The sequence below is a fragment of the Pseudoalteromonas sp. PA2MD11 genome, from assembly GCF_017808125.1.
Taxonomy (GTDB): domain Bacteria; phylum Pseudomonadota; class Gammaproteobacteria; order Enterobacterales; family Alteromonadaceae; genus Pseudoalteromonas; species Pseudoalteromonas simplex.
Genome location: NZ_JADKNF010000026.1, coordinates 14,380 through 20,409 on the forward strand (window position 1 = coordinate 14,380; position 6,030 = coordinate 20,409).

At 42.8% G+C, this 6,030-nt stretch carries 4 protein-coding genes and 3 tRNA genes; all 7 read right to left on the reverse strand.

The features are described 5' to 3' along the window. The coding region (gene rsxC / locus ISP07_RS19680) for an electron transport complex subunit RsxC (protein ID WP_209328648.1) at positions 1 to 2,291 on the reverse strand (2,291 nt) is incomplete at its 3' end. 8 nt (positions 2,292 to 2,299) lie between these two features. Beyond that, positions 2,300 to 2,854 carry an electron transport complex subunit RsxB gene (gene rsxB, locus ISP07_RS19685; RefSeq protein WP_054563643.1) on the reverse strand — a complete coding sequence of 185 codons (555 nt, stop codon included), beginning with the start codon at positions 2,852 to 2,854 and terminating at the stop codon, positions 2,300 to 2,302. Position 2,855: 1 nt separating this feature from the next. Continuing rightward, complete coding sequence (gene rsxA, locus ISP07_RS19690; RefSeq protein ID WP_054553689.1) at positions 2,856 to 3,437, reverse strand: electron transport complex subunit RsxA; 582 nt, start codon at positions 3,435 to 3,437, stop codon at positions 2,856 to 2,858. Positions 3,438 to 3,613: 176 nt separating this feature from the next. Next, complete coding sequence (locus ISP07_RS19695) at positions 3,614 to 5,557, reverse strand: EAL domain-containing protein (protein WP_209328649.1); 1,944 nt, start codon at positions 5,555 to 5,557, stop codon at positions 3,614 to 3,616. 185 nt (positions 5,558 to 5,742) lie between these two features. After that, a tRNA-Asn gene (locus tag ISP07_RS19700) sits at positions 5,743 to 5,819 on the reverse strand. Between the two features lie 29 nt (positions 5,820 to 5,848). Continuing rightward, positions 5,849 to 5,925, reverse strand: a tRNA-Asn gene (locus ISP07_RS19705). Between the two features lie 29 nt (positions 5,926 to 5,954). Next, positions 5,955 to 6,030: transfer RNA gene (locus ISP07_RS19710), tRNA-Asn, on the reverse strand.

Genomic DNA, 6,030 nt, shown 5'->3' on the forward strand with positions numbered 1-6,030 from the left:
GCTTTTTTCGCTTTAGCACGGGCGATAGCGGCTGCAACAGCGGCTTTTTTGTCATCAACTGGTGCGCTATCTTCTTCAACTTCAGTTTGATTCTCAGCAGCTTGCGCGGCTTTTTTCGCTTTGGCTCGCGCGATAGCAGCTGCAACAGCAGCTTTTTTGTCATCGACCGGTGCGTTATCTGCTTCAGCTGTAGTTTGATTCTCAGCAGCTTGCGCGGCTTTTTTCGCTTTAGCACGGGCGATAGCGGCTGCAACAGCGGCTTTTTTGTCATCAACTGGTGCGCTATCTTCTTCAGCTTCAGTTTGATTCTCAGCAGCTTGTGCTGCTTTTTTCGCTTTAGCACGGGCGATAGCAGCGGCAACAGCGGCTTTTTTGTCATCAACTGGTGCGCTATCTTCTTCAGCTTCAGTTTGATTTTCAGCAGCTTGCGCGGCTTTTTTCGCTTTAGCACGAGCGATAGCAGCTGCAACAGCAGCTTTTTTGTCATCTTTTGGCGCAGCGTCAGTTTCAGCAGAAGCGTTTTCTTCTTTAGCTTGTGCGGCTTTTTTCGCTTTAGCGCGGGCAATAGCGGCAGCAACAGCGGACTTTTTATCGTCTTTATCGACGCTTTCTTCACCTTGCTCTAATGCTTTCTGTTCTTTGTATTTACGCGCCTGTTCTTTACGCGCTGCACGTTCTTTAGCTACTTCAGAGTTATCAGGCTCAAGCTCTGCACCTTGCTTTTTCGCTTTTGCACGGGCAATAGCTGCAGCGACAGCTGACTTACTGTCTTTATCATCAGATTTAGATTTAACTCGGGCGAGTGCATCGGCCACTTTTTGTTTTTCGCCATCTGACTTAGCAGCCGGCTTACGTTTGTGGCGGTTTTGACGCTCTTCTTGTTCGCGCTCTAAGCGCTCTTTACGTGCTTCAAAACGCTCTTTTGCTCGCTCTGCTTTGATTTGCTCAGCTTGCTGCTCTTTGATTTCAGCTTTAGCAACACGATAGTACTGCACCAAGGGTATTTCGCTTGGGCAAACATAAGCACAGGCGCCACATTCAATACAATCAAATAAATTGTGCTCGTTGAGTTTGTCGTATTCTTTAGACTTGGCAAACCATTGCAATTGCTGAGGTAACAATGATGCAGGGCAGGCGTCAGCACAGGCACTACAACGAATACAGGCTTTTTCATCACCCGGCTCAGCAAGTTCTTGGTGATCTGGCGCTAAAATACAGTTTGTCGTTTTAACGACACCAATACGCACGGTTGGCAGGGTAAAGCCCATCATTGGACCGCCCATAACCACACGTTGCTGTGGAACCGGAGAAAAGCCTTGGCAGTCTAATAAATGTTTAATTTCGGTACCTAGTAAAGCCCACACATTACCTTGTTTATGAATGGTGTTACCGGTTACCGTTACTACACGCTCTACAAGAGGCTTACCTTCATGTACGGCTTGATTTACCGCAAATAAGGTACCGACATTTTGCACCAACATACCAATATCGGCAGGAATACTGCCACTTGGGACTTCTTTGCCTGTTAGCAGTTTAATTAGCTGTTTTTCACCGCCAGAAGGGTAAACCGTTGGCACTGTTTGCACTATGATGCTGTCGTTATGTTGTGCAGCTTGTTTCATGGCAGCAATAGCATCGGGCTTATTATCTTCAATACCAATAATTGTCAGCTGTGGACTTAACAGCTGCTGCATTAATTCAATACCGGCAATTATGCCATCGGCATGTTCGCGCATTAGCATGTCATCAGCAGTGATATAAGGTTCACACTCAACGGCATTAACAATTAAAAACTCGATGGCTTTACGGGTATCTGCTTTTACATAGGTTGGGAAACCTGCGCCACCCATACCTGCAATACCGCTTTGATGAATAATATCAACAAGCTCATCATGCGACAGTGCTTTGGCATCAGGCACTGGGTTAAGCTCGCACCAGTTATCTTCACCATCAGGTTCAATAATTACGCTAAGCTCAGGCAACGCTGAAGGATGAGCAGATGGCATTGGGCAAATATCGCTGATCAGCCCAGATGTTGGCGCGTGCACAGGCACTGACCAATTACCGCTTGGTTTAGTTAATGCTTGACCTTTTAGAACCTGCTGGCCTTTTTCAACAATAAGTTTACCGTTAGCACCAATATGTTGTTTTAGAGATACAACGAGCTTGTCTGGTAGTGGCAGTCTTGCAATGGCTTGTGTTGTTGATTGCAGCTTTTGACCCGGTGGGTGAATGCCCCCAGGTATAGACCACACTTTGCCTTGTTTAATTTGATCTATTAACTTTTCCATCTGTGCTCCTAATCTACCTGAGTCACAGGGATTGCGTTTAATTGCCATTTCCAGGTTTGTTTGGTTTCTTTTACAGGCAGCATATCAATACAGTCTACAGGGCATGGTTCAACACATAAGTCACAACCGGTACATTCATCGATTAATACAGTGTGCATTTGGCGAGTTGCGCCAACGATGGCATCAACAGGGCAGGCTTGAATACATTTGGTACAGCCAATACATTCATCTTCACGAATATAGGCAACGGTTTTAACAGGATCTGCTTGCTCACCGCCTGCCAGCGGTTTTGCTTCAACACCCATTAAATCAGCGAGTTTTTTTACCGTGGCTTCGCCGCCTGGCGGGCACTTATTGATTTCGTCACCATTGGCAATTGCTTCTGCATAGGGACGACAGCCAGGGTAGCCACATTGGCCACACTGTGTTTGCGGTAAAATGGTATCAATTTGGTCAACAATAGGGTTACTCTCAACGCGAAAACGCACGGCGGCAAAACCTAAAATTAAACCAAATATTAGCGCTAATGAACCTAACGCTATCAAAGCATAAAACAAGGTCATATTAAAACTTCACTAATCCTGTAAAACCCATAAAGGCCATCGACATAAGGCCTGCGGTGATCATCGCAATTGAAGCACCCTTAAAAGGAGCAGGGACATCAGCCGCAGCTAAACGCTCACGTAATGCGGCAAACAGTATTAACACCATAGAGAAACCCACTGCGGCACCAAAGCCATACACGGCCGATTGTAAGAATGAGTGGTCTTCTTTGATATTAAGTAGGGCAACACCTAAAACAGCACAGTTAGTGGTAATAAGCGGTAAGAAAATCCCTAATAAGCGATAAAGTGTCGGGCTGGTTTTTCTCACCACCATTTCGGTAAATTGCACGACAACAGCGATAACCAAAATAAAGCTCATGGTACGCAAAAATTCGATATCCAGCGGGATCAAAATATAATGATTCACCAGATAACTGGTCACGGAGGCAAGTGTAAGTACAAAGGTTGTGGCTAAAGACATACCAATCGCGGTATCTAACTTACCCGATACACCCATAAACGGGCATAAACCTAAGAATTGAACTAAAACGAAGTTGTTGACTAGCACAGTGCCAATCAATAACAAGACATACTCTGTCATGCGTGCCTCACGAGAATAAAAACGGCTCTATTATCCTTTTTTATGGGGGCCGACACAACACATGAGGGACGAATAGCTAAAATTAACAAAGCTGTTTACGATTAAAGTGTTAAAGCAAAGTTAATAGCTGGAATAGGCCCAAAAATAGTAAGGTTTTTTTGGGCCTTAAAGAGAGGTTAGATATCTTTTGGCTTTTCGATGTAATAGCCTTGCACACCATCTAAACATAGTGTTTCGATGATGTGTTTTTCTTCTTGGCTTTCTACGCCTTCAGCAAATACACTCACACCAATACGGTGAGCTAGATCGACCATTAAACGCATAAAGTATTGATTGTTTTTATCTTCTTCAAGGCCGCGGGTGTAGCTTGCGTCCATTTTGATGAAATCGGGCTTTAAATCCCTAAAGAATTTAAATGAGGTTAATCCCACACCAAAACGCTCTACGGTAATACGTGCACCCACGCGGTGTACCATATCGATAAAGCGTTTACTTGCTTTAATGTTTTGTTGTAATCCAAACTCGCTGACTTCAAATATAAGCTTAGAGGCGATATTGCTGTCTTTAAGTAATCGGCGCTCTAACCAGATCACAAATTGATCATTGTGAGCGCTTGATGCAGTAACATTAATACCAAAGAATTTTTCAGAGAAATTACGCGTTTTAACCTTCTCTAAAGTGGTATCGATAATTAAACGGTCAATTTCCATTGCCATTTCTAGCTTTTCTGCCATTGCAAGAAAAGAGGCCGTTGGCAGCATTTGGTTTTCTGCAGTTTTGAAACGAACTTGGATCTCAGCATAGGCTTTAACACTTTTACCTATTGGCATAATGTTCTGCATAACCAAGTGCACACGTTTCGATTCGATCACTTCGGTAATGACTTTACGCCAGTTTTGGTTACCAAAACCTGCGCTGGCGTTATTAACTAAATCAGTTTCACGCTGTACATGCCATGCATTTGCTTGTTTTGATTGCGCCATGCTCATTGCATTATCAACAATTGATAATAACTCACCAAGCGGCTTACCTTTTTCGTAGCCAACTATACCTGTGTTAGCAACTGAGCTTAATTCTTGGTTTTGTTGATACTGAGTAAAACGCGATTGTAAGTTATCGCCAAAGCGTTCAGCTTCTTTAAGTGGGGTATTAGGCAATACCACAGCAAAATCAGAACTGTTTAAACGAAAAACCTGACTGCCTGTATAGGTGCCGCTAATATGTTTAATAATATCGGCCACACCTTTTACGTATTCATCACCTTTTTGGTAACCACGTGTTTGGTTTATTGTTTGTAGCTCACTACAACGCACCATAGCAAGTGAACCAAAGGTGCTTTTTTCTGCATTCTCAATATTTTTTTCGTAATACTCTACAAACATATTACGATTGCCAAGGTTAGTGACTACATCTTTATAGGCTTCTTTTTTAATACTTAGCGCATTATTTTGAATATCATCGTGTTTAGTTTGTAAAAAGTGTGACAGACGATTGAACGAAGGAATTAAATCTTTGCTTAGCTTCTTTAATCTTGAAGTGTCCATAGCTTGTTCAATATCGTCGCTTACTTGATTCTGATTTATGTATATATCGACAATATCAGCAACTGTTGTGCTTATTTTTCTGTTTAAGCGACGGAACATACTGTTCATATAAATAATTGGTAATAATGCAATCAATCCAGATATCAAAATGACAATAAACATCGCTTGTTGCAGCAGAGTTGCTAGGTTATGAGCATTGATCGTAAATTCAATTTTTATGTCAGATGTCTGGTTCACTGCAAATTGAGGTCGGATAGAGTTAAATGAATTATTCACTAATTCAGCAAACAAGGGGAGGGGCTGACTAGACTCTATCATTGTAACAACTTTGCCAGTTTGATCGCGGATTACAAATTTAGAAAAAGTACTGCCATCAGAAAGTGCTTGCCTAAGTTTCTCTGGTGCCAGCTGTTCAATAGTTTGTGAGTTTATATAGGCATTAACTGCACGCTGTGCTTTTTGCTGGGCATCACTTACTGCACTGTCAAAACTAATTGCAATAAAATATCCGCCTAATAATGCGAATAGTAGCCAAGAAATAAGTTGTACGAATATGAGTTTTTTAAAACCAGCCATGTTTCTTATCTTTTAAAAGCCTAAAAGGAAGGAATCAATTCCTTGATTGATCGGTTTAATAATAGTGAATTCTATTTTATATCAAAGCATATAAATAACTTACAATAGAGTAGTGTATAAGCGCTGGAAAGTCTAATACAATCGGTGAGGCAAAAAAGAGATAAAATTTAATATATTCGTAGAGTTGGCTCCCCCTCCCCGACTCGAACGGGGGACCTGCGGATTAACAGTCCGTCGCTCTAACCAACTGAGCTAAGGGGGAACTAAATAGAGTAGTGCGGTGCTATGATTTGGCTCCCCCTCCCCGACTCGAACGGGGGACCTGCGGATTAACAGTCCGTCGCTCTAACCAACTGAGCTAAGGGGGAACTAAATAGAGTAGTGCGGTGCTATGATTTGGCTCCCCCTCCCCGACTCGAACGGGGGACCTGCGGATTAACAGTCCGTCGCTCTAACCAACTGAGCTAAGGGGG

What these genes read in the sequence shown, in the direction of transcription:
- ISP07_RS19695 (WP_209328649.1), bottom strand. Translation starts at nt 5,557, where the DNA reads ATGGCTGGTTTTAAAAAACTCATATTCGTACAACTTATTTCTTGGCTA.
- rsxA (WP_054553689.1), bottom strand. Translation starts at nt 3,437, where the DNA reads ATGACAGAGTATGTCTTGTTATTGATTGGCACTGTGCTAGTCAACAAC.
- rsxB (WP_054563643.1), bottom strand. Translation starts at nt 2,854, where the DNA reads ATGACCTTGTTTTATGCTTTGATAGCGTTAGGTTCATTAGCGCTAATA.